The organism is Campylobacter sp., assembly GCF_030528245.1.
GTDB lineage: Bacteria > Campylobacterota > Campylobacteria > Campylobacterales > Campylobacteraceae > Campylobacter_D.
This window is the reverse complement of sequence record NZ_JAUMZG010000012.1, coordinates 15,138-36,527: the sequence shown is the minus strand read 5'-3', so window position 1 is coordinate 36,527 and position 21,390 is coordinate 15,138. Positions and strand designations below refer to the sequence as shown.

The window sequence follows — 21,390 nt, the reverse complement described above, 5'->3', positions numbered from 1 at the left end:
AAGGAATTTTCATGTTGGATTTAGCGATCATTGGCGGGGGTCCTGCGGGTCTTAGTGCGGGACTTTACGCGACTCGTGGGGGTTTGAAAAATGTCGTGATGTTTGAAAGGGGTATGCCCGGCGGTCAAATCACCTCCAGCTCGGAGATAGAAAATTACCCCGGCGTGGCCAAGGTGATGGATGGAATTTCTTTTATGGCGCCTTGGAGTGAGCAGTGTATGCGCTTCGGGCTAAGGCACGAGATGGTAGGGGTTGAAAGGGTAGAAAAAAATGCGGACAATGCCTTCACCATCCAGCTTGAGGGCGGACAAAGTCAAGGCGCAAAAGCGGTCATCGTTTGCACGGGTTCGGCCCCGCGCAGGGCTGGTTTTAGGGGCGAGGAGGAATTTTTTGGCAGGGGAGTTAGCACCTGTGCCACCTGCGATGGGTTTTTTTACAAAAATAAAGAAGTGGCCGTTTTGGGCGGCGGCGATACGGCACTTGAAGAGGCCTTATTTTTGGCCAATATCTGCGCTAGGGTCTATCTCATCCATCGCCGTGATAAATTTAGAGCCGCTCCCAGCACGAGCGAAAAGGTCAAAAAAAACGAAAAAATCGAGCGCATAACCAGCGCTAGCGTGGATGAGGTTTATGGCGATGCGAGCGGGGTTTTGGGCGTGAGGGTCAGGCTCAGGGATGGCTCGCTGCGTGATTTGAAGGTGCCGGGGATTTTTACCTTTGTAGGGCTTGATGTGCGTAATGAAATTTTGAGGCAAAATGACGGCTCATTTTTGTGCGAGATAGAGCAGGGGGGGCAGGTGAGCGTTGATCTGAAGATGCAGACGAGTGTGCCCGGACTCTTTGCAGCGGGGGACTTGCGAAAGGATGCGCCCAAGCAGGTCATTTGCGCCGCAGGGGACGGGGCGATAGCGGCTCTTAGCGCGATAGCCTATGTGGAGGGGTTGTGATTTTCCCGTGCCGCCCTCTTTCTGGCGCGATGAAATTTGTGCGAGTTTTGAAGGATAGGCCAATCCACTTGCGTGAGGCTTAAGGCTGCTTGATTTTTTGGATTAGCACTCTGGCGAATTTTTTCTTACCTTCAATGTAGGGAAAATATTGTGCTTTTAAAACAATGCTATAACCACACTCCAAAACTCCATTTAAAATTTGCCTTGTAGAAACAGCAAAGGGTCTATCATAATCATTTGGTATATAGCTATTATCCACTAAAAGTGTGCCGCTATCATCATATTGTTGATATACATCAGGGATTTCATTTAAAGGCACAAATTTAAGGCGTTTAATGGCTGGGCGGTCTTTAATGGGGAAATTTGTGAAAAAATGCCCTGCTGCTTGCACGGGAATGCGTTTAGGATTTAAATACCAATCCACTCTTGTGTAACCCGCCCACGCTTTTTTATCTGCAAAATAAGGGATAAAAGAGGGGGTGATACAATTTGTAATATTTGAGATGACGATAAATTTTTTCTTACTTTTTATTAACACTTTCCAGTAATCCGCCGCCCTTGAAAAAGGGGGGTTAGTGCAGACGATGTCCGCTTCCTCATTTAAAATTTTAAGAGAAATTTCGGAGTCAAAACTTCCTGTATAATTATCTGGCATATCATACATCTCTGTTGCACCATCTTTGGTAAAGATATAGCCCTTCGCTCCCGTTTTGGCATTAAACAAATCCACCGCTCCTCCGTAATGCGTGCAAATGAGCTTTTTGATCTTGAGTCTAAAAAAATGCCTCAAAAAATACAAAGCAAAGGCCGAAGTATCCGCATAATCGCGCCTTTCTCCCACCGCATCATCGCAGTTGCAAAAAACGACTTTATCTTTCCATATCTTAGTAGGATACATAGCAAATTCCGCTTCTATATCCTCCATACGCGTGTAAAATTCATCATCTTTTACTCTTTTTGCTCGATTTAAAATATCAATTCTTTGCTCTATGCCCCTTTCTTCCATAGTGGGTTGTGTTTTTGGCTTGATGATGTTAGACTTTTTATCCCCTTTGAAAGTAACTTTTTTAATAAAATACGGACTGGCCCATATGAAAGACACATACATCTCAAACAGGCTCGGGTTGTAAAAATAAATTTCTCTCTTTTCCAGCTCTCTCAAATAGGGAAATTTATTTTTAATATCCTGCTCCAAGGCCCTCATATCGCTCACCTCAGCGGCAAAAAGATAGCTATACGAATTTTCAGCGGAAATTCCCGTTGCGCCGTTGTATTCTTTCAGGCGGCGTTTGAGGTCGTTTGTGATGCCGATTTTGCACTTGCTCGGCTCTAAATTTCCCTGCGCGACGTAAAGGTATTGCTTCATCATTGTCCCATCAATTTTCCAAAATTTTAATCCCGTTTTCTAAACAATACACCAAAAAGGCCCTCGTTTTTTTCGCCAGAATTGCGCCAACGGCTTTTTTGTAAAACCCCACCTGCTCCCCGTGCCCCTCCTGCACGAGCCCCGTTTTGTAATCAACAATCACCGCCTCCTCCTCATCAAGCGCTAACAAATCAAGCCTCTGCAGCCTCCCCTCAAAGCTCAAATTCTGCTCCTTTAAAAGCCTTTTACCCCGCAAAAGGGCTTGAAATTCCTCATTTTGCAGTAAATTTTCCACCCTTTTAAAAAGCGCTTCAAATTCGCCTTCGCTTAAAAAATGGCGGAATTTGTCCCTTGTCCTTTGCTTGACATTTTCTAAATTTTCCCCCCTTGGAAGCTTTAAATTTTGCATACAAAAGTGAAAAGCGTTTCCAAAATGCACCCCCCGACCCGTCTCAAAACTCTGCGCTTCAAGCTCTTGGGGTGGGATTTTCACGCGCGGCTCTAAGCTATCCTTAAGCGACAAATTCCCACCACTTGGCCTCGATTCAGGCCTAGAAAGCTCGCCGATTTCCTGAGGGGATAAAAACAAATAGCCGCCGTTAAAATAGCTGAAATTGTTTTCCGTGACGCATTGCGCGTTCCTTTTGATGATGATGAGGGCGGATTTTGCGCGGGTGAGGGCGACATAGAGTTTGTTGAGGTCATCCTCCATCTCCATCCTCTCCATCCTCTCCATAAAGGCCATATAATCGGGATCGCGCCCCAGTGCTCTTTTTTTATCCTTGATCTGAAGCTCCCAACCCGAAGCAAAATCATAATCAAGCAGAATTTTACCCCCATCATTTTTAACCTGCGACAGATTATCCAGCACGATGACATTTTCAAATTCCAGCCCCTTGGACTTATGCACGGTCATGATGCTTATCCCAAAGCTTCGCTCACTTTTGATTTTAAGCGGACAGGGAGAAAACAAAAGCTCAGCGAAATTCTCCCTGCCCCTGGCATACTCCACAAACTGAAGCAAACCCACATCGCTCAAATCAAGCCGCAATTTTCGCGCCAAATACACAACGCACTCGGCCGCAGAGCGCGATAAATCAAGCCGCAATCTCGGCGGAGAAAAACCGAGCAAATTCTCAATAAAATGCGCATAAAACGCATCGCCAAAGATGCAGAATTTAGCGTATTCTAGCACCGCCCTCACATTGGCCTTATTTTCAAGCAAAATATTACTCTGGGTGAAGGCGGGGATTTGAAGCCCCTTTAAAAAGTCCAAAATCATATCCGCGTCATTGTTTTTCCAGCACAGAATGCAAATATCCTCATAAGCAACGCCATTTTCGTGTAAAAATTCCACCTGCTCCCTCAGGGCTATGAGGGTGTGGTGCTTGATTTCTTCGCTTTCTTGCTCTTTTGAGCTTACGATGCGGACAAGGCCTCCATTTTTGCCCTCATGAGGCCTTTGGGGGAGAAAATTTTCATACCGGCCCTCAAAGGTGCGGTTGATGAAATCCACCAAGTGAAAACGGCTGCGGTAATTGGTATCTAGGCTTTGGCGCTTGATTTGCCCAAATCGCATTTGCAAAAAATCAAACAACTCCTTCTTGCTCTGGCGAAAGGCATAAATGCTCTGCTTTTTATCGCCCACATAAAAAAAGCTCCGCTTGCTCCTCACTCCCTCACCGCTCACAAGCTCGGCGATGATGGGCTTTAAAATTTCATACTGCACGACATTGGTATCTTGAAATTCATCCACCAAAAGATGACTGATGCGACCATCAAGCCTGAAATAAATCATATCGCGCAGCTCACTTTGGCTCAGTTGCAAAACCCTGCGGCTCACATCGGAAAAGCTGAGGCAATTTTGCTCCTGATGAATGCGCTTTTTCGCCTCAAAAAAAACCCCCAGCCAGCAAAGAAGCTTGGAAAGCTTAAATTCTCCGCACTCCCTAGCATAGGCGCTTAAAGCCTGCAAAAATTCCCTCCTTTTGCCCGCAAAAATGGGATCCTCATCGTTTAGGCTTTGCAAATATTTTGTCGTTTCAAATTTCTCCATGAAGGGCTTTTTTAAAAATTCCTCAAGGTCCAAATTCTCGCTTTTAAAATTGGCGTGCAAATGTTTGTTTTCAAGCCCAAGGCAGTAAATTCTAAGCCCCTCGTAAATTCGTTTTAGGGAGGCATCGCTTGGCGTTTTGGGGTTCGTGGGCTCTTTGAAATAGGCATTGTTGTAAAGAATTTCAAGCTCTTGCAAGAAATTTTTATCAAAGCTTAAAACATAGCGCGCCACATCCCTCAAGGCCTCATCGTCCAAAAGCTTGACAAAGATCGCCCTCAAATCGGCGCTGTTTTCACTCGTCTCAAAATCGCTCATCAGGCCCACATTTAGGGCGAAGGCGCGCAAAATTTGCACGAAAAAAGAATCAAAGGTGTGAATTTTAAGCCTTTGGCGCAAAAATTCCTCCCGCCTTGCGTCCCTTAGGGCCACAAGGGCGCCTTCCTCCTCTCCCAAAAGCTCGCAAAGTGCTCTAAGCTCGGCTTCCTTTTTTTCAAAGCTTAAAAAATTTTCTATGACCCTTTTTTGCATTTCGTTGGCGGCTTTTTTGGTGAAGGTCAGGGCTAGAATTTCGTTGATCTTCGCCCCCCTTAAAATCAAAGCCACAAAACGCACACTCAGAGCGAAGGTCTTGCCGCTGCCAGCGCTAGCCTCTAGAGCCAAATAGGGCTCAAATTTGCTCATTTTAGCCCCTTTTCATAGAGGAGTTTGTAGGGACAATATTGCGCGTTTTTGTTTTCAAACACCACCTCGCTCTGCCCCACCAAGCCCTCGAGCGCTTTTAAAAGCTCCCCCACGCCCCTACTTTTGCCCCTTGTGAGCGCGGCGCGATTTAAATCATAAAACTGCGCTTGGATGATGTCCTCCCTCTTCAACGCCCCGCGCAAAAGAAGCTCATAAAAGGCCAACTGATACGATGCATCAAGCTTGCCGCTCTTGTAATCGATGATGAGATAGCCCAGTTTGCCGCGATCGATGCGGTCGATTTTGCCCACAAGCTTGATTTCTTTGCCCAAGCATGTGAGTTTGCTTTCAAACGCCGCCTCCAAATACACGGGCGCATAGCCCCGCGCAAAATGCTCGGCCTCGCTCTTGGCAAGGGCTTGAAATCGCAGCTTTAAAATTTCAAGCTCAAGCCTGTCAATCCCCGCTTTTCGCGCCTCTTTTTCTAGAAGGGGCGTGAAAATTTTCTCATCAATGGGGGCTGAATTTTGCCTGTAGTACTGCTCTAAAATTTTATGGATGAAATTTCCCAAGTCCTTGCCCCCTTGCGTGAAATTTAGGGCGCGGGGCTCTTTTAAGTTCAAAATATAGCGGTAAAAATAGCTGCGCTTTTGCTCCAAAAAGGTCCTCAAACGCGTGTAGGAAAGGGGTTTTGCAAAGAGATCATGCCTAAGGCGCGGCGCGGGGATGGGGGCTAGGTCTGGCCTTGTGATTTTGTAGCTTGGCCTTAGGGAGTTCAAATAGGCCCTGTCGCTGAATTCCGCCTCAAAATCAAAAGCAAAATCCAAATCCTGCAAGAAGCGCGAGGCGGTTTTTTCTTCATTTTCCACATAAGAAATGCTGACTTTTTTGGCGCCTTTGAACAATTGCTCGTAGTAAAATCTTTGCAAATTGTCGCGATTTTCACAGCTGATAAGCCCTGCTTTTTTCCGCACTTCGTTGTTCAAAAACATTTCATTGACGCTTCTTTGGGGGATCAAGTCCTCATTAAAATCCACGACGATCACGCCCTCAAAACCAAGCCCCCTACTCTCCAAAATCCCCATGGCCGTTACCTTGCCGCCGCCGACACTGCTTTGCTTGAAGGGGCGAATTTGTATGAAAAAAAGCTCCAAAAGCTCTTTGAATTTCAAGCTTTGATTTTCAAGCAGGGATTTGATGTGGTAAAACTGCTCCTCAATGAAGTGCTGAAGTTCTTGTTTTTCATCTTTAAGCAAGGTGCGGATGAGGGCCTCAAAGGCATCCCAATCGCATTTTTCTTCAAATTTTTGCTTAAAATCCTCAAAATCAAGCCCGAAATGATGCAGCAGAGTGTTGTGCAGGTCAAAAATTCTATCCTCGCCTGCAAAATAATCCTCCCCCGCATAAAAACTAAAGCTCTCAAGCCTAGCGCTCTCGTATAAAGCTCTCAAACGCTGGTAAAATAGGCTCTCTTTAATGCTGATGCCGCTGGCGTGGTTTAAATTTTTATCCCCATCATAAAGCCTCAAAAGCTCACAAAAACTCTCATCAGGCGTGATGAGGACGATGTTTTCTGGGCTTATGCCCTCTTTGACAAAACGCGAAATTTCATCCAAAACAAAGGCCACTTGCAGGATTCTAAGCTCAAAAGAACGCACCTTGATGCCCAAGGGGCGTGATGAAATGGGGGTTTGCTTCAAAATCATACCCCTGTGAAGGTCTATCTCATAGGCACAATCTCTGCAAGGCTTAAAAAACGATAAAATGGGCGAATTTTGAAGATAGTCCTCGTTGAATTTGCTCGTCTTAAAGCATAAAATGAGCTCTTTGCGCGTGGCAATTTGCGCCAGTAAGGTAAGCTCAAAGCCGCTCAAAAAGCCATCCAAATGATAAACGAAGCCTTCAAATTCGTCCAAAAAATCCTCATCAAGCTTATAAGAAAGAGGCAAAGAAAGCTCATCATAAAGCCCCGCCTCCCTCAAAAAGCGCAGATAGTTTTGAAAAACTCGATCCAAAATTTCCAAATGCTCATTGTAGCTGGCATAATAATCGCTATTTTGCAAGTCCTTGATGCTTTTGCGCTCTGTAACAAGCTCGCGAAAAAAAGAAAAAAGGTAGTGGTTGTTTTTTAAAAAGGCGAAAAAATCCGCAGAAATTCCAAGCTTCTCCTCCAAATCCTTGCTCTGTTTGCAGGCCTTTCGCATCAAAAGTAGGCGCTCATAATCATTCGCCCTGCATCCCTCCACCCAGCAAACGCGCTCCAAAAAATCCCCCACTTCTAGAGCGCAATCCATCAAAGCATCGCTTTTTTTAGCCTCTTCGTAGTAGAGTTTTAGCCTTCTTTTGGAGCTGAAAATGTGCGCTCTCATGGCACAAAAAATTCAAAGCTTTTAAAGCCTAAAATTTGCTCGTTTTCTGCCTTAACCTTAAGCTGCCATCTGCCCTTAGTCAGGGGGGGCAGGATGAAAGAATAAAGCATGCCCATCGCCGTTTGCTCCCCCAAGCCCTGCAAAAATACATCGTCCTCGCTTGTATGCGGGCGCGTAAGCTTGACGGTTAGATTGAGATCCTTAAAATCAAACCCACCTCCCTGCTGCTTGGCTAGGATGAGGGTAAGATTTGAGTCGTTTAAAACATAGGCCTCTCTTTTGCGCTTTGTGTCGATCAATCGCCTTTCAAGTCCCTTATCCTCAAGCCTCAGAGAAAAATTTTTTTCAAAATTTTCTTGTTTGAGCTCGATCTTGTCGTAATCGTCTTTAACTTCTTGATAGGACAAAAAAAAGCTATCATCCTCATAAACGGGATACTGGCTTGCAAAAATAATGGTCGCCACGCAAGCTGCGACAATGGCCAAAATAGAAAGCACGATGCCATAGGGCCAAAAGGTCTTTTTTTTAGGCACGAATTTTTCTCCTTCGTTGAAAAAAATAAAGCAGGGCAAAGCAAATGAAACCGTAAAGTAGGATGCGCATGATGTTGAGCGTGTCGCGATTGGCATTGCCTATGGAGTGCTCTAAATCCAGATGAAAATACCGCGCCAATCGATCGCAAATATCGCCATAGCCGTTTAGGATCGCTGCGTTGTAAATGTCACCCTTTTGTGAGGCAAGAATGGGCAATATCGTCCCCGTGCCCGCAAAGGGGCTTAGAACCGCTTCTCTATCAAAAAAGGCTAGGGCATCCTTTGTGCCGACTATGTCCACTTTGTGTGAGGATCTGGAAAGTGCGAGCAGGATGTAGGGAGGGGGGAGTTCTTTTTGCTTTGTGAGTAAAATTTCAAAGGGGGTCGCATCGCCTATGGCCACACCTACAAAGATGCCCGTTTTATCGTAAATTTCACTGCCGATGAGCTTGATTTCGTTTTTGACCTTTTCATTGAGGATGTTTTCGTCAAAAACGACAAAATTTGAGGCAAAAATTCGCAGGGGCAAAAACAAAAAGATGGCAAAAAGGCCATCCAAAATTTTTATCCTCATCCTATATTTAGATGGTTAGCGCTTAAAACGGACCAGGCTGTGATCACGGCTGTAATGATCAAACCGATGATAATCAAAGCTTCAAGTGTTTTATTCATGGCACATCCTTTACGATCACATGATCTTGCATCTTAGAACCTTTCATTTTGATGCTTTGAGCGTTTTCGAGCGTGTAGGGCTTTTGCATCACTTCCTGCTGCACCCGAATGCCCCAAATCGTAAGGGCAACCAAAATGGCTATCAACAAAACGGTCGCTATGAGCATCCCCGTCACTCCCGACAGAGAAAAAACGCAGCGATTTGTATTTTCCATCACTCACTCCTTGAAAGAGAAATCACATATTCGCCAACGGCTTGTTTTTGAATATCGTTTAAAATATTGCTATCAAACTGAGGCATGGAGCCGATGGCCCCGTTTTTGCCTCTGTTGAGCACCTCAACCACAAAGTCTGCAGAGCCGTATTTTGTCAAATTAGGCGCCATTACCTCGCCCTCAATCATACCCGTACCATCCTCGCCATGACAAGCCGCGCAAGTGGCGAAAAGCTCCTTGCCCCTCGCAACCAAATTTTCATTATCGGTTTGCTTGATGGCTGAAATTTCCTTAGCCACATAGGCAGCAAGGGCAGGTATGTCCTCCTCGCTCAATCCTAAATCCGCAGCCGCAGCCATCTCTCCCATGGGATAATTCATGCCCTTAGAGCCCTTAGTGATCACGCTCACAAGTCCCTCTTCAGAACCCCAAATGTTTAAATCCTGTGCCTTGCCGCTCATCCCGTCTGCTGTGATGCCGTGGCATTGAGAGCATTGCACCAAAAATAAATTCTCGCCCATCGCCCTTTTATCCTCTGGGGACAAATTCTTAAATTTTTCTTCAAATTTAGCCGAATGCGCGGCCACTTCTTCATTATACTCGCCGATTCTTGAGTAGGAATTGAGCGGATAGCCCCATAAAAAATACCAAATCGCCCACACAATGGTGAGAAAAAATACCACAGCCCAGCCTACGGGGACGGGATTTTTATACTCGCCTATATCGTCCCAGTTGTGTTCACTGAGCTCGGAGTCCTCTTTTTTTTCTTTCATTTGCTTGAACATCCTAGCCACGACAATGAGGGTAATGAGGATGATTAAAACAGCACCGATGAAAGATAAAAGATTGACATTATCTTGTAAATTTAACCACTGCATCAAGCACTCCTTTTCTTTTCTAAAATACCATCATCGATTCCATCTTCTAGGGCTAGATTGGCATATTTTTCATAATCCTTCTCGCCCTTTTTTTCGCTTTCGTAAAGATGAAACCAATACGCATATAAAACCACAACCAAAAAAACAATGAGGATAAAAAAACCATAGCCTTGAAAAATTTTCCACTGGTATTTCGTAACTTCCGACACATCAAGACTCAAAATCTGTCCCACAACACTGAAAAAAATTTGCAAATCTTGCATCGCTTCACTTCAGGCTATTGAGATAGGCTATCAGGGCGACTATTTCTTTAATCTCACCCCGCTCAAAGGCAGCCTTAACTTCCTGATTTTTCATCTGCTCTACGATGAGGGCGGCCTGTGCCTTAACCTCCGCTTGCGCCTCCTCCCAAGTGCCAAGCTTCGTGCCGTTTTCGGTATCATAAGGCATATTGAAAACCTTTTTCACGGTTAGAGCCTCTGCGTAGGCGGTTTCAATGTCGGCCTTCTTATCAAACATATGCTTATAGGCTGGCATGATGGAATCGGGCACGACAGAAATCGGATCCCACATGTGATTTTCATGCCAATCGGTCGTTCTATAATTCCCCACGCGCGCTAAATCAGGCCCCGTTCGTTTTGAGCCCCAAAGAAAGGGTCTATCGTAGGCAAATTCCCCACTGACAGAATACATCCCATAGCGGTCGGTTTCTGCCTTGAAGGGGCGGATGAGCTGAGAATGGCAGGCGTTGCAGCTATCTTTAATATAAACCGCCCTTCCCGCAAGCTCCAAAACAGAATAGGGTTTTTTGCTTTCAAGCGGCCTAGCATTATTTGCAAAATCTGGCAAAACCTCAACAATGCCCGCATAAGCAATGACAACAAAAACCGCCACAGCGAAAAAGAATGGATTTTTTTCTAACCAAGCAAACATTTTCTCTCCCTTATGCTGCCATAGGCGAAGCGCTTTTTGGCTCTTTATCGAGCACTCTTCCGCAACTGACTGATTTGTAAATATTGTAAGCGAACATGAAAAATCCTATCAAATACAACAACCCTCCCACAGCCCTGATCCAGTAATAAGGCACAATAGCCACAACCGTATCGATGAAGCTGTAAAGTAAATTCCCATACTCATCGGTCGCTCTCCACATCATGCCTTGCGTGATGCCCGCTATCCACATCGATGAAAAATAAAGCACTATGCCCGTAGTTTGCACCCAAAACTGAGCCTCCATAAGACTTTTGGAGTGAAGCTCTCTTTTGAAAATTCTAGGAGTCATATGATAAAGTGCTGCCATGGTCATGAAGCCCACCCAGCCAAGTGTGCCATCATGGACATGCCCGGGAATCCAGTCGGTAAAATGCGCTAAGGCGTTTACGGATTTGATGGAGAGAATGGGGCCTTCTAGGGTTGAAAACATGTAAAAAGTCGAGGCTAAAATCATAAATTTAATGAGCGGGCTTTCCCTTAGCTGACTCCACTCGCCCCTCATCGTTAGCAAAATATTAATCGCTGAGCCCCAAGAAGGCAGGATTAAAACCACCGAGAATACAGAGCCCATAGTTTGCATCCAATCAGGCACGGTTGAGTAGATAAGATGGTGGCCACCGGCCCAAAGATAAACGAACATCAGACCCCAAAATGCAAACAAAGAAAGCTTATAAGAGAAAATCGGCTGGCCGCTTTCTTTAGGAAGAAAATAATAAATTTGCGCAATAATCCCCACCGTAAAGACGAAAGCCACCGCATTGTGTCCATACCACCACTGCACCAGAGCATCGTTGGTGCCTGCATACATAGAAACGCTATGCCACCAGTTCCCCAACCCTGCAACGAAGTAGGTCGGCACGGACATATTATTGAAAAGATAAAGCATGGCGATGCCCAAGAAAGTGGCTATGTAATACCAAAGCGAAATGTAGAGCGTTTTTTCACGGCGAATCCCTACAAGTCCAAAAATACTCACGCCCCAAAGAACCCACACCAAAACAACAAGAATATCCAAGGGCCACTCCAGCTCGGCATACTCTTTAGAGGTGCTAACGCCCAAAAATAGAGTGATAACCGCCAAAGTCATCGTCAGCATATAAAGCCAAAAATGAAGTTTTCCCACGGCCATCAAAAAGCCGGACTCCGCCATGGATACCTTAAGCACCCTTTGACCGATGTAATACCAAGTCGCCCAAATCCCCGAGAGCATGAAGCCAAAAATGACGCCCGAGGTGTGTAGAGGCCTTAAGCGCGAGAAAGTGGCGTATTCTCCAGCTATGTAATTCAAATCAGGATAGGCCAACTGAAAGGCTATCAGTGTGCCTATGGCCATACCCACGATGCCAAATAATAGAGTCGCAAACATGAAGTATTTTGCCACTGTGTAGTCGTAATTTAATGCTTTGCCCGGGTGCATCAACTCTCCTTGTGTTGTGTGAATTTGCGAAAATTATAGAATAATATTTTTGGATTTTTCTTAAAATTTTGATTTTTTGCAATGTTAGAATTTTATGGAGTTTTTGAGGAATTTAGAGCTTGATAATATATAAATTGAGAAAAAATTTCGTTGTGATTTTGCTGCAAATAAAGAGCGTCTTTAGCCATGATTTCAAGAAATCTTTCTTTGAGTTTTGGAGCATGGTGTAAAAATTGAACGATGTCCTTCTCAGTGAAATTGTTATGTTGAGAAATTTTAGCCTGTAAGCCTTTAATATACTGTTTGAAATATTTTTTTATTTTTTTACATATGGCTTTATCTAAGTTTTTAAAATCTTCTTTTCTCATCGCCAAAATGAGTTCTTTAAACACAATTTCATCTAAAAATTCTGCACTCACATCAATAAGTTCCGTTTGAAATGCAAAATGTTTGATGTGAAGGATATGGATTTCTATCCCATTAGCATGTAAAACTGCGGGAAGAAAATGAAGGTGATAGCTGTTTATTTTAGAAGCAAATAAAGCTTTATTAGTGGGCATAAAACCGAGCTCATAAAAGAGCTCATAAGCCCTTGTTTGCAGCATTTTAAAATCTATAGCTATAGTTTTGTTAGGTTTTAAAATCTCAAGCCGAGAAGCTATTTGAAATAAAAATTTAACATTACTTTCATCTAACAATTCTTCAAGATCAGTTATATGATGAAACAAAAATTTCGGTTGCTCAAAATATGCTTGGGTATCAAGATTGAGATTTCTAGTTCTATAACTTGCTTTAGAGGCTACCGTGTCAATGTGATTTAACGAACTTTTTAAAATGCTAACAAAATCACGAACGACAAAAAAACAAGGAACTTTTTTGTCAATGAGATGAAGAATTTTTCCAAAATCACCATCGCACCTTGTAGAAACAAAAAGGCATTTAGGAGCAGAACTAGGAGTTAACAAAAGCTCCATCAAGCCATCAATATAGTCTTTTATGTGCATTATAGACTCTAAAGGATTAATGCAAATTCCACAGTCTCTAAGGTAGAGCTGCATAGCATCACAACCAACAGAACTTGCAAAAAGTAGAATAAAATCATAATTTTGAGGCAGGGGTAAATTCAAATCTAAAACAAGCTCACCAGAAAATTTTGTGTAATCCACGCTCTGAGGAGGGAGTAAGGGAGGATATGGGTGGAAACGATATTTTTTCTTAAATTCTTCACTTGAAAGCCAATTTTTGATAGTGGATAAATTTTCTTCGACGAAGCTGGGATGCTTTTTAAAAATTTCCTCAAAGGTAGGATGAATAGAAAAGAGCGATGCCAAATCTTGATCCATCATAAGCCTTTCTCCAAAAATTCATCGGCTCTTATGTAGCCTGTGATTTTCTCCCTCTGTCTGCCCCTTTCAAAAAAAATAAGCACAGGCGGGGCGAAGACTTGAAATTCCTGCATGATTTTAGCCTGCAAGGCCCCATTTTCACTCAAATCGATCTTGATTTTTTCATAATCCACCAAGGCTGCACTCACCCTTTCATCATCAAAAAATTCCACGTCCAAAAGCCCACAATACACGCACCAAGAGGCCGTAAAATAGAGCAAAACCCTTTCTTCGTTTTTGATTTTTTCCCAAATTGTAGCCAGATTTTGCGAATTCTCAAAAACCAAGTTTTCTTTTGATTTCTTGGCGAAATTTAGGGGATTGGAAAAGGATTTTGCTCCGCAAAGCCCCCCCACAAAAAGCGCCAAACTGTAAGCCAAAACCAAGATCAAAAAGGCCTTTTTAAATTTTTGCATCCTGCTGCAGGCCCCCTCAAAAAGCCCCATAAAAACGACAAAAAACACCCCCAAAATTCCATAAGCGAGCAAGATATAATCCCCCCGCACAAAACGAGAAAGCATCCAAAGCGCCAAGCCTAGCAGGATGAAGCCAAAAAGCACTCTCACCCCGCCCATCCAGTCCCCAGGCCTCAAAAAACCAAGCCCCAATCCCACAAAAAGCAAAGGCGTCCCCATACCCCAGCCCATCACAAAAAGTGCAAGCCCTCCCAATAGGGCGTCTTTTGAGCTAGCGATGTAAAGCAGGGCGCCTGCTAGAGGTGCGGCGATGCAGGGGCCTATGATGAGTGCGGAAAAAAAGCCCATCAAAGCCACGCTAAGAACGCCCCTGCCCCTGTGACTCCTGCTTTGGATGAGGGCTTGGAATTTTGCCGGCAAGACGGGGCCAAAATCCCTAAAACACAGGATGGCAAAGAGGACGAAGATGAGGGCAAAGAGGCTCAAGACGATGGGTTTTTGCAAAAAGGCCTGCAGGCCAAATCCTAAAAAACTGGCCCCCACCCCCGCTAGGGCGTAGGCTAGGGCCATGAAAAACACATAGATGAGGGAGAGAAAAAAGGCCCTTTTTTTGCCCATCCCGCCGCCTTTTGCGATGATGATGGAGGATAAAATGGGGATCATCGGCAGGGTGCAGGGAGTGAGTGAGAGCAAGAGTCCGTAAAAAAAGAAGCTTGGCACGATGAGGGGGAGGCTTTCGTTTTCCAGCAGGGACTGGATGCGGGACTCTTGGCTTTTTGAATGCTGCGCTAGGGGGCTTAGGGTGTAGAATTTGTCCGCTTTTTGCAGGGAAAAATTCAAAAACTGCGGGGCATAGCAAAGGCCTGACTTTGAACAGGCTTGATAAGAAAGTTCCAGCACAGACCGGGGGCTAAAATACGCATCCAAAAGGGGTCTAGGAAGCACCAAATCCAAAGCATCAAAATAGCCCTCCTCATCCCCCCAAAACTGCGGCGCAGGGTAGGAAAGCAGATCGCTTAAGTCCTGGGCGCCTAGTTTTAGCTTCAGTCGGTCGCGGTAGAGGAAAATTTCATCAGCAAGATTAAAACGCAAAACGATGCCCTGCTCACTGGGGTAAAAATCCAGCGTGAGCGGCTCTTTGAGGCTCTGCGCGAGGGAGGTGTGGAACAACAAAAATAAGAAAAAAACGATGCGCACATTTTTCCTTGAGGCGATGAAATTTGTGATGATCTTTACCAAAATTGTATTTTATTGTGGTAAATTTTGGACAAATCAACCATAAGGACGAGCGATGGCTAAGGAAAACAAAATCCAAGAAGAATACACCAAAGTCAAGGTCAAAAAAAGCACTCTAAAGTATGAGAAAGATTTGGAGCAGCTTCAAATCGAGCTTTTAAAATTTCAAAACCACGTCAAGGCACAAGGGCTTAAGGTCCTCATCATCCTAGAGGGACGCGATGGGGCGGGGAAAGGAGGAAGCATCAAGAGGCTTACCGAGCACCTCAATCCCAGAGGCTGCCGCGTGGTCGCCCTCTCAAAGCCCAATGTCGTGGAGCAGACGCAGTGGTATTTCCAGCGCTATGTCAATCACCTCCCCTCGGCGGGTGAAATCGTCATCTTCGACCGCTCATGGTATAATAGGGCGGGCGTGGAGTATGTGATGGGCTTTTGCACGCCTGAGCAGCATGAGCAGTTTTTGAGAGAGGTGCCGCTTTTTGAGCACATGCTTTTTAAGAGCGGGGTGATGCTTTTGAAAATTTACCTCTCCGTGTCCAAAGAGCAGCAAAGAAAGCGCTTCAAAGAGCGGATGAAAAACCCCCTCAAGCAATACAAACTCTCACCCATCGATCAAAAATCGCAGGAGTTGTGGGACAAATACACCATAGCCAAATACTCCATGCTCCTCTCCTCCAACACAGAAACCTGCCCCTGGACCATCATCGACTCCAATGACAAAAAGCAAGCGAGGTTGAATTTAATCCGCTTCATACTCTCACAGGTGGAGTATCCGGGCAAAAAGGATGGGAAATTTGCTAGGATTGATGAAGGGCTTGTGCGGAGCGGGGAGGCTGAAATTTTCAAAATGGAAGCGGGTGCGGGCAAAAATAAGGACATCGCCAATTCAGAAAACGAAAACATAAGTCAGGAGGTAGAAGATGAAAGATAGAGTTGAGGCCTTAGCGCAGAAATATTTTCCAAAAATCGTCGAGCTTAGACATCAAATCCACATGCATCCCGAGCTGGAATTTGAAGAGGAAAACACCGCAAATTTACTCTGCGCCATCTTGGACGAGTATGGCATAAAGTATGAAAGAAACATCGCCAAAACGGGAATTTTGGCTCAAATTCAGGGCAAAAAAGAGGGTCCCTGCGTCCTCCTTCGCGCCGATATGGACGCCCTGCCCGTGCAGGAGGAAACGGGACTTAGCTACGCTTCAAGGATAGCGGGCAAGATGCACGCCTGTGGGCACGATGGGCACAGTGCGGGACTGATGGGAGCCCTGCTGATCTTAAACGAGCTGCGGGAGGAATTTTCAGGGACGATTAAATTTATGTTCCAGCCCGCCGAGGAGGGCAGTGGGGGAGCCAAGCCCATGATAGAGGCGGGGATTTTGGAAAATCCTAAGGTGGATGCGGTTTTTGGCTGTCATTTGTGGGGTGAGGGTCTGGAAAATACGGCGCAAATCATGAGCGGAGAGATGATGGCGGGGGTGGATGTATTTGACCTAGAATTCATCGGCAGGGGCGGACACGGCGCGCATCCTCACACTACGATAGATCCCATCGTGATGGCGGCGAAATTCATCAGTGATGTGCAATGTGGCGTCTCAAGGCGACTCAGTCCTGTGGATGCGGGGGTGATAACCGTGGGCTCACTCCACGCAGGGACGGCCTTTAATGTCATCCCAGAAAAGGCGTTTTTAAGCGGGACGGTGCGCTTTTTAAACGAGAAAACTCAGGATCTTCTGTGCGATACGATTGAAAAAACTGCCAAGGCTGTGGCTTTGGAATTTGGCGGGGATTATAGGCTTGATTACAAAAAGCAATACCCGCCCCTCATCAATGACGCGAAAATGGCTCTGCTTGCAAGGAGGGCCTTTGCGAAGGTTTTGGGCGAGGACAATGTGATAAGCGATGCTAAACCCACAATGGGAGCGGAGGACTTTGCCTACCTCACGCAGGCGAGGAAGGGGGCTTACATTTTTGTGGGAATTTCTAAGGACTTGAAAAATCCTACCAGACATCATAGCAGCACCTTTTGCTGGGATGATGAAAATTTAAAGGTCCTGATGCAAGGGGACGCCTTGATGGCTTTGGAATTTTTGCACGATTGATTTTATGGTAGTTTTTTATTTTTGAAATTTTTATCCCCTGTTTGTTCCATTTCCAAGGGCCTTGTTTTTACGGCTTTGATTGGTTTTTTGGCCATCTTTCTTGCTGAGGGGCTTAAAGCAAGCACTCAAATCGGCTCAAGTGCCTTTGCTATCGTGCTTGGTATGTGTTTTGCACCCCTCTTTTTCAAGCATGAAAAAATTTTAAAGCCGGGCGTGCATTTTGGTGCGAAAAAAATCCTACGACTGGGCATCATCCTATACGGCTTTAACGTCAGCGTTAATGAGCTTTTAAGCGTGGGAATTTGGGGCTTTGCTCTTGCCTCAATCGTCATCGTTTGCGTGTTTGGGGCGGCCTTATTTTTGGGTGTGAAATTTTTCAGGCTGGATAAAGAAAGCGCGATGCTTGTGGGAGCGGGCAGTGCCATTTGCGGCGCGGCAGCGGTTTTGGCTTTGGAGTCTTGCCTCAAAAGCGAGCCCATGAAGGGCATTTTGGCCGTGGGCTCGGTGGTGATTTTTGGACTCATTTTGATGTTTTTGTATCCGCTTTTGTTCTCGTTTGATCTTTTGAGGGACCTTGATGAAAACGCCTTGGGAATTTTTATGGGCGCGACCCTGCACGAGGTGGCCAATGTCGTGGGCGCTAGCTCTATGGTGAGCGGTTTTTCACAAAGCGGCGCCAATCTAGCTCTCATCATCAAGATGATGCGCGTGATCTTGCTCGTGCCTTTTTTACTCCTCGTGCCCCTTTTGCTCGCGGACAAGCAGCCGGGCAAAAAGCTCACCATCCCCTATTTCGCTTTCGCCTTTTTGGCGTGCATTTTTTTGCACAGTTTTGTGGCGCAAAAGGAGGAATTTTGCGGCCTAGAAAGCGCGAGATTGATCGCATTTTTAAGGGAGCTTTGTTTGTATTGCCTTGTGATCGCCATGACGGCCTTAGGTTTGCAGCTTAATCTCAAGCAATTCATGCAGGGCGGAGTGAGGGTTTTGGGACTGGCCTTGAGCCTAGCTTTGATTTTGGTTTTTGGGGGCTATTTTCTGACCCTAGCCTTCGGTGGAATTTTGCATTGAGGCCTTGAAAACGCAGTATTTTCTAAGCCCCTTTTCAAAAATTTGATAGTTTTGCAGACCCTGCATTTCATCATGGGCTCCGCTTCCCTTGTAAAGGGCAAAAATAGTGTCCTCCCCGCTCAAATGCAGGCAAATTCGCATCAAATCCCGCACGCGCATCAGGGCTCTTGAAGTGATGATATCGGCCTTAAAATCAGCCTTGTAGGCTTGAATTTTTTCCTTGATGATGTGAGTGTTTTTCAGGGCGCATTCGATTTTGACCATCCTCAAAAAGGCGGCTTTTTTGGGATTGGGCTCGAAAAGATAAAACTCGCTCTTTAGCAAAAAGGCCAAAAAAATCGCCGGAAAGCCCGCCCCAGAGCCCACATCCACGATCCTCCCAGCTCCGCTAAAATCTGCGAAATTTAAAATGCCAACGCTGTCGTTGATATTGGCCTCAATGTCCTTAAAATTCGTAAGATTATGCACGGCGTTAAAACGAGTGAGCAAATCCTTATAAATCCTCACCCTGTCCGCAAAGGCGGCCGCGTCAAAACGGGGCAAAAGCTCAAGCCTCACTCCAAGTGCCCCATTTGATTTTGCTTGACCCTGATGTAGGCCTCATTGTGAGGGTTGAGCCCCACGATGATGGGGATGCGAGAGTGGATTTTGTCTTTCAAAAAATCAAGCTTTTTAGGGTTGTTTGTGAGCAAATTCACCCTTGAAATTTGATAGTAATCGAGGATGAATTCTACGATTTCATAGCTGCGCTCATCGGCTCCAAAACCAAGCTCCACATTGGCCTCAATGGTGTCGCGACCCTTATCTTGCAGGGCGTAGGCGTTGACCTTGTTGAAAAGCCCGATGTTCCTGCCCTCTTGCTTGAGGTAAATGACCATCCCGCCATGCTCTTGGATGTAGTTTAAAGCAAAGGCTAGCTGCGCCCCGCAATCGCACTTAAGGCTGCCCAGACTATCGCCCGTTAGGCATTCTGAGTGAATTCTTAAATTCACAACATCCTGCGGCAAATTTTTAAAAATACAAAGATGCTCTTTTTCGCCCTCTTTGAAACTTTGGATTTGAAATTCCCCCCATTTGCTGGGTAAATTCGCAATTTGTGAAATTTGAACCTGCATAGAAAACTCTTAAACCTTTTTGTGTTAAAATGGGAATTCTAGCGAAAAAGGACAAATTGATGTTTAAAAGACTCAGAAGATTAAGAAGCGGTGAAAACATTAGAGCGATGATGCGAGAGAGCACTTTGGCGCTTGAGGATTTGATCTATCCGCTTTTTGTCGTGGAGGGTGAGGGCGTCAAAAGAGAAATTCCCTCCATGCCAGCCGTTTTTCAAATGAGCCCTGATGTGCTTTTAAAAGAATGCCAAGAACTCGCCCGTTTGGGACTTAGAGCCGTTATTTTATTCGGCGTGGTTGCGGAGAGCAAAAAGGACGACTGCGGCAGTGAGGCCTTGGATGAGCAGGGCTTGATAGCACGGACCATCAAGGCCATCAAGCAAGAAGTGCCCGAGCTTTTTATCATCAGCGATTTGTGCTTTTGTGAATACACCCAGCACGGACACTGCGGCATACTCAACCCCCAAACTCAAAGCGTCGACAATGACGCCACCCTAGAAATTTCCGCCCAGCAGGCCCTCATCCACGCAAGAGCGGGCGTGGATATGATCGCACCCAGCGGGATGATGGATGGCATCATTCATCATTTGCGCCAAAATTTGGACGCGGCGGGCTTTGAGAATTTACCCCTGATGGCCTATTCTACGAAATTTGCCTCAGGTTATTATGGGCCCTTTAGGGACGCGGCGGGCTCGAGTCCTAGCTTTGGCGATAGAAAGGGCTATCAAATGGACTTTCACAACGGCAGGGAAGCCCTAAGAGAGAGCCTAGAAGACGCCGCGCAAGGGGCGGATATTTTGATGATAAAGCCCGCCCTTGCCTATTTGGATGTGGTTAAAGACCTGAGCCTAGCCTCAAATTTGCCCCTGTGCGTCTATAATGTCAGCGGAGAGTACGCCATGCTAAAAGCGGCGGCAAAAGCGGGCGTGATAGACTATGAAAGCGTGCTTTATGAGAACATGATCGCCTTCAAAAGGGCGGGGGCAAAGCTCATCATCACCTACCACGCTAAGGAGCTAGCCGTGCTTTTGGGGGCGGGGCGATGAGGCATTTTTTGAGCTTGAGGGATTTTAGCCGCGAGGAAATTTTGGACCTCATCACCCACGCCGCAGGGCTTAAGAAAAACCCGCAAAAGCTCCTGCCCGATAAAACTTTAGCGATGATTTTTGAGAAAAATTCCACGCGCACGAGGCTTGCCTTTGAGCTGGGGATGAGTGAGCTTGGGGGGCGGAGCCTGTTTTTGAGCGCTAGGGACCTGCAGCTTGAGCGGGGTGAGCCGCTTAAGGATACGGCGAGGGTCATCGGGCAAATGGTGGATTTTGTAGCGCTTAGGGTGCACAGGCAGGAGAGTTTGGAGGAATTTGCCCGCCACTCCAGTGCCCCCGTCATCAACGCCCTGAGCGACCTGTATCATCCCACGCAAATTTTAGGGGACCTGCTCACGCTTAAAGAATGCGGCAAAGCGGGCAAGGTCGCCTTCGTGGGCGATGGTAATAATGTGTGCAATTCTTGGCTCATTGCCGCTTCGATCCTTGGCTTTGAGCTTAGTATTGCTTTGCCTGAGGGCTATAAAATTTTGCCTGAAATTTGGGAATTTGCCCAGAAAAGTGCGCAAAAAAGCGGGGCAAAAATCCATCTTGGCCACGATAAATTCAAGGCCATCAAAGACAAAGAGGTCGTGATAACCGACACTTGGATTTCTATGGGCGAGGAAGGGCAAAAAGAGCAGAAAATCAAAGATTTTCAGGGCTTTATCATTGATGAGGAGGCGATGAGGGCGGCAAAGTCGGGAGCGATTTTGCTACACTGCCTCCCCGCTTATAGGGGCTATGAGGTGAGCGAGGAGAGCTTTGAGAGGCATAGCGGGGTGATTTTTGAGGAGGCTAGGAATCGCCTTTTTGTCGTCAAGGCCCTGCTTTGCTTTTTACAAAACGCTAAAGGATAAAA

The 21,390-nt window shown here is 45.7% G+C and carries 21 protein-coding genes; 6 read left to right on the top strand and 15 right to left on the bottom strand.

Features of this window, described 5'->3' with window-relative positions:
• Positions 1 to 11 precede the first annotated feature (11 nt).
• Positions 12 to 947: an FAD-dependent oxidoreductase gene (locus Q4A73_RS03590; RefSeq protein WP_303206071.1), complete on the top strand. Its 936-nt coding sequence runs from the start codon at positions 12 to 14 to the stop codon at positions 945 to 947.
• A 79-nt stretch (positions 948 to 1,026) separates the two neighbouring features.
• On the opposite strand, the gene Q4A73_RS03585 is transcribed toward Q4A73_RS03590, so the two are convergent.
• The 13 genes from Q4A73_RS03585 to dsbD all read right to left on the bottom strand — a co-directional run bounded on the left by Q4A73_RS03585 (position 1,027) and on the right by dsbD (position 15,125).
• A complete protein-coding gene (locus Q4A73_RS03585; RefSeq protein WP_303206070.1) occupies positions 1,027 to 2,313 on the bottom strand; it encodes an adenine-specific methyltransferase EcoRI family protein in 1,287 nt (428 codons plus the stop codon).
• Between the two features lie 10 nt (positions 2,314 to 2,323).
• A complete protein-coding gene (locus Q4A73_RS03580; protein ID WP_303206069.1) occupies positions 2,324 to 5,050 on the bottom strand; it encodes a RecB-like helicase in 2,727 nt (908 codons plus the stop codon).
• The gene (locus tag Q4A73_RS03575; RefSeq protein WP_303206068.1) at positions 5,047 to 7,419 is read right to left on the bottom strand and encodes a PD-(D/E)XK nuclease family protein; all 2,373 of its coding nucleotides are present in this window, start codon (positions 7,417 to 7,419) and stop codon (positions 5,047 to 5,049) included. Before Q4A73_RS03575 ends, Q4A73_RS03580 begins: the two co-directional genes overlap by 4 nt.
• Entirely contained in the window at positions 7,416 to 7,952 is a 537-nt protein-coding gene (locus Q4A73_RS03570; RefSeq protein WP_303206067.1) for a FixH family protein, read from the bottom strand. Before Q4A73_RS03570 ends, Q4A73_RS03575 begins: the two co-directional genes overlap by 4 nt.
• Positions 7,945 to 8,526: a hypothetical protein gene (locus Q4A73_RS03565; RefSeq protein ID WP_303206066.1), complete on the bottom strand. Its 582-nt coding sequence runs from the start codon at positions 8,524 to 8,526 to the stop codon at positions 7,945 to 7,947. The genes Q4A73_RS03570 and Q4A73_RS03565 overlap by 8 nt, the downstream gene beginning before the upstream one ends.
• Entirely contained in the window at positions 8,523 to 8,624 is a 102-nt protein-coding gene (locus Q4A73_RS03560; RefSeq protein WP_303206065.1) for a hypothetical protein, read from the bottom strand. The genes Q4A73_RS03565 and Q4A73_RS03560 overlap by 4 nt, the downstream gene beginning before the upstream one ends.
• Positions 8,621 to 8,839, bottom strand: coding sequence for a DUF4006 family protein (locus Q4A73_RS03555; protein ID WP_303206064.1), 219 nt, complete (start codon positions 8,837 to 8,839; stop codon positions 8,621 to 8,623). The genes Q4A73_RS03560 and Q4A73_RS03555 overlap by 4 nt, the downstream gene beginning before the upstream one ends.
• Positions 8,839 to 9,717 carry a c-type cytochrome gene (locus Q4A73_RS03550; protein ID WP_303206063.1) on the bottom strand — a complete coding sequence of 293 codons (879 nt, stop codon included), beginning with the start codon at positions 9,715 to 9,717 and terminating at the stop codon, positions 8,839 to 8,841. The genes Q4A73_RS03555 and Q4A73_RS03550 overlap by 1 nt, the downstream gene beginning before the upstream one ends.
• The gene (locus Q4A73_RS03545; protein ID WP_303206062.1) at positions 9,717 to 9,980 is read right to left on the bottom strand and encodes a cytochrome c oxidase, cbb3-type, CcoQ subunit; all 264 of its coding nucleotides are present in this window, start codon (positions 9,978 to 9,980) and stop codon (positions 9,717 to 9,719) included. The genes Q4A73_RS03550 and Q4A73_RS03545 overlap by 1 nt, the downstream gene beginning before the upstream one ends.
• A gap of 4 nt (positions 9,981 to 9,984) precedes the next feature.
• Positions 9,985 to 10,650 carry a cytochrome-c oxidase, cbb3-type subunit II gene (gene ccoO, locus Q4A73_RS03540; RefSeq protein WP_303206061.1) on the bottom strand — a complete coding sequence of 222 codons (666 nt, stop codon included), beginning with the start codon at positions 10,648 to 10,650 and terminating at the stop codon, positions 9,985 to 9,987.
• Positions 10,651 to 10,660: 10 nt separating this feature from the next.
• On the bottom strand, positions 10,661 to 12,127 hold the full coding sequence (ccoN, locus tag Q4A73_RS03535; RefSeq protein WP_303206060.1) for a cytochrome-c oxidase, cbb3-type subunit I: 1,467 nt from the start codon (positions 12,125 to 12,127) through the stop codon (positions 10,661 to 10,663).
• A gap of 92 nt (positions 12,128 to 12,219) precedes the next feature.
• Complete coding sequence (locus tag Q4A73_RS03530; RefSeq protein ID WP_303206059.1) at positions 12,220 to 13,470, bottom strand: DUF2972 domain-containing protein; 1,251 nt, start codon at positions 13,468 to 13,470, stop codon at positions 12,220 to 12,222.
• Positions 13,470 to 15,125, bottom strand: coding sequence for a protein-disulfide reductase DsbD (gene dsbD, locus Q4A73_RS03525; protein ID WP_303206058.1), 1,656 nt, complete (start codon positions 15,123 to 15,125; stop codon positions 13,470 to 13,472). Before dsbD ends, Q4A73_RS03530 begins: the two co-directional genes overlap by 1 nt.
• 94 nt (positions 15,126 to 15,219) lie before the next feature.
• Between dsbD and ppk2 the strand changes: the two genes are divergently transcribed.
• The 3 genes from ppk2 to Q4A73_RS03510 are packed head-to-tail and all read left to right on the top strand — an operon-like array spanning position 15,220 to position 18,331.
• Positions 15,220 to 16,095: a polyphosphate kinase 2 gene (gene ppk2, locus Q4A73_RS03520; protein WP_303206057.1), complete on the top strand. Its 876-nt coding sequence runs from the start codon at positions 15,220 to 15,222 to the stop codon at positions 16,093 to 16,095.
• Entirely contained in the window at positions 16,085 to 17,263 is a 1,179-nt protein-coding gene (locus Q4A73_RS03515) for a M20 family metallopeptidase (RefSeq protein ID WP_303206056.1), read from the top strand. Before ppk2 ends, Q4A73_RS03515 begins: the two co-directional genes overlap by 11 nt.
• A 21-nt stretch (positions 17,264 to 17,284) precedes the next feature.
• A complete protein-coding gene (locus tag Q4A73_RS03510) occupies positions 17,285 to 18,331 on the top strand; it encodes a putative sulfate exporter family transporter (RefSeq protein ID WP_303206055.1) in 1,047 nt (348 codons plus the stop codon).
• Here Q4A73_RS03510 and rsmG read toward each other — a convergent pair.
• A complete protein-coding gene (gene rsmG, locus Q4A73_RS03505) occupies positions 18,305 to 18,889 on the bottom strand; it encodes a 16S rRNA (guanine(527)-N(7))-methyltransferase RsmG (RefSeq protein WP_303206054.1) in 585 nt (194 codons plus the stop codon). The genes Q4A73_RS03510 and rsmG overlap by 27 nt on opposite strands.
• Positions 18,886 to 19,446, bottom strand: coding sequence for a GTP cyclohydrolase II (ribA, locus tag Q4A73_RS03500; protein WP_303206053.1), 561 nt, complete (start codon positions 19,444 to 19,446; stop codon positions 18,886 to 18,888). The genes rsmG and ribA overlap by 4 nt, the downstream gene beginning before the upstream one ends.
• A gap of 59 nt (positions 19,447 to 19,505) precedes the next feature.
• On the opposite strand from ribA, the gene hemB reads away from it, so the two are divergent.
• Positions 19,506 to 20,489, top strand: coding sequence for a porphobilinogen synthase (hemB, locus tag Q4A73_RS03495; protein WP_303206052.1), 984 nt, complete (start codon positions 19,506 to 19,508; stop codon positions 20,487 to 20,489).
• Positions 20,486 to 21,388 (top strand): ornithine carbamoyltransferase, encoded by a 903-nt coding sequence (gene argF / locus Q4A73_RS03490; RefSeq protein ID WP_303206051.1) that lies wholly within the window; start codon positions 20,486 to 20,488, stop codon positions 21,386 to 21,388. The genes hemB and argF overlap by 4 nt, the downstream gene beginning before the upstream one ends.
• The last annotated feature ends 2 nt before the right edge of the window (positions 21,389 to 21,390 follow it).